This window comes from Paracraurococcus lichenis (assembly GCF_030657435.1).
Classification (GTDB): Bacteria; Pseudomonadota; Alphaproteobacteria; order Acetobacterales; family Acetobacteraceae; genus Paracraurococcus; species Paracraurococcus lichenis.
The window spans coordinates 1-1,904 of the sequence record NZ_JAUTWS010000262.1; the positions used below are offsets into that span (position 1 = coordinate 1).

Consider the following 1,904-nt stretch of genomic DNA (forward strand, 5'->3'; position numbering starts at 1 on the left):
CGAGGTCGGGCGACAGCAGGACTGGCACCTGCGGGAGAACGGGGTAGGCTCCTGCCCGGAGGAGGACACCAAGGATGAAGAAACTGCTGCTCATTGCGGCGCTGGCGGTCTTCACGCTGCCTGCCCGCGCCGCCGATCCGCTACCGCGAGCGACGCCGGAGAGCGTCGGACTGTCGCCCGAGCGCGTCGCCCGGATCGGCACTGTCGTGGATACTGAGGTCCGGGAGGGCCGCATGCCGGGTGCGGTCATTGCTATCGCACGCCGCGGCAAGCTCGCCTTCTACGAGGCCTATGGGTTCCAGGATGGCGGCCGCACCAGGCCGATGGCCCGCGAGGCCATCTTCCCGATTGCCAGCATGACCAAGGTGCTGACCGGGGCGACCCTGATGTCGGTGCTCGAGGAGGGTCGGCTGTCCCTGTGGGATCCCGTCAGTCGGTTCTTCCCTGCCTTGGCGGACATGCGGGTCGCGGTGGACGGCAACCCCAACACCACGATGCCGGCGGCACGCCCGATCCGGGTGATTGACCTCGCCCGCCACACCTCCGGCATCGTCTACGGCAACCGCGGCAATACTCCAGCCCATCAGCTCTGGCAGCAGACGCTTGGCGGCTATGCCCGGATGAAAGGTGACGACTTCATTGCCGCCATGGCCAAGCTTCCGCTGCTGCACCAGCCTGGCACCTATTGGGAGTACGGCCTCTCAATCGATGTACTTGGCCTGTTGATTGAGGAGCGCACCGACAAGTCGCTCGGCGAGGCGATGGCCGAACGCATCCTGCGCCCGCTCGGCATGCAGGATACCGGCTTCGTCGTGCCGGAGAGCCAGCGCGGCCGCTATGCCACGCCGCTGCCCAAGGACCCGGTCACCGGCCAGCCGCAGGACGTCCGCGTCGGCCTGGTCACGCCTGGCTTCGAAGGCGGCGGAGGCCAGGCAGTCTCGACCGCGGCCGACTACATCCGCTTCGCCCAGATGCTGCTGAATGGCGGCACGCTGGAAGGCAAGCGGGTACTCTCGCGCAAGAGCGTCGAGGAGATGACGCGCGATCACCTCTCGCCGGACATTGCGAACAACGTGACAGTGACCGAGCCGCAGCTGACGAATTTCGGCTTCGGCGTCACCGTCGCGGTGCGTCGCGAGGGCGGCTCGGACGTGCTCGGCAGCCCCGGCATGTTCAGCTGGAACGGCGCGTACGGCACCTCGATGTGGGTCGACCCGAAGGAGGACCTCGCGGTCGTGTTCATGGCGAGCACGCCAGGGCTGATCCGGCAGCACTACCGGCGCGTGGTGAACGCTCTCGTCTATGGCGCCATCTCGGACTGACGCCGCCAGCCGCGCGTGCTGGCCACGCGCGGCCCGCTCGCTGCGGCCTTGCGCCCAGGTGGTCACCCCGGGACCGGCCACTCGAGCCCAGCAAGTCGCGAACTTGGCCAGATCACCAACGATGCGGAGAGATCGACAGCGGAGATCGGACAGCGTCAGCATTCCCGCATCCCGCGCTAGCCCTCTGGCCTACTCTGCCGCGGTGTCGCTGCCCTCTCAGCAGTCCGACGCATCCCGTCAGGGTCGCGCAGGCCGGTGAACCCGCTGCCGCAGGCGGCGACGGCTTGCCGGATCTCCGCCGTGGTCAGTGCGGCGGTCTGCCGGCGGCGGATGCCCGCTGACGTCCCGGATCGGGGCGCCCCAACTGTCGACCGGACAGCCCGCTGCCCGTCAACTGACGGCGCAGAGCACGGGAGACCGCCGGGCAGGATGGTGCTCCACTCCTCCTTGTCGGCAAGTCTACTTGGAAGTACGCCTCAAGGCTGAGTCAGCAGATCTGTTTGGCTCCACGGCGGAATGGGGCTGGCGCGACATCACTCTTCGATCGCCGGCGCACCAATCCGATACGACAACGCTGCACCG

Annotated in this window: 1 protein-coding gene; it reads left to right on the top strand. The window is 68.0% G+C overall.

Annotated elements, in window-relative coordinates; genetic code table 11:
- The first annotated feature begins 74 nt into the window (after positions 1-74).
- Positions 75-1,322: a serine hydrolase domain-containing protein gene (locus Q7A36_RS39545; RefSeq protein ID WP_305109276.1), complete on the top strand. Its 1,248-nt coding sequence runs from the start codon at positions 75-77 to the stop codon at positions 1,320-1,322.
- The last annotated feature ends 582 nt before the right edge of the window (positions 1,323-1,904 follow it).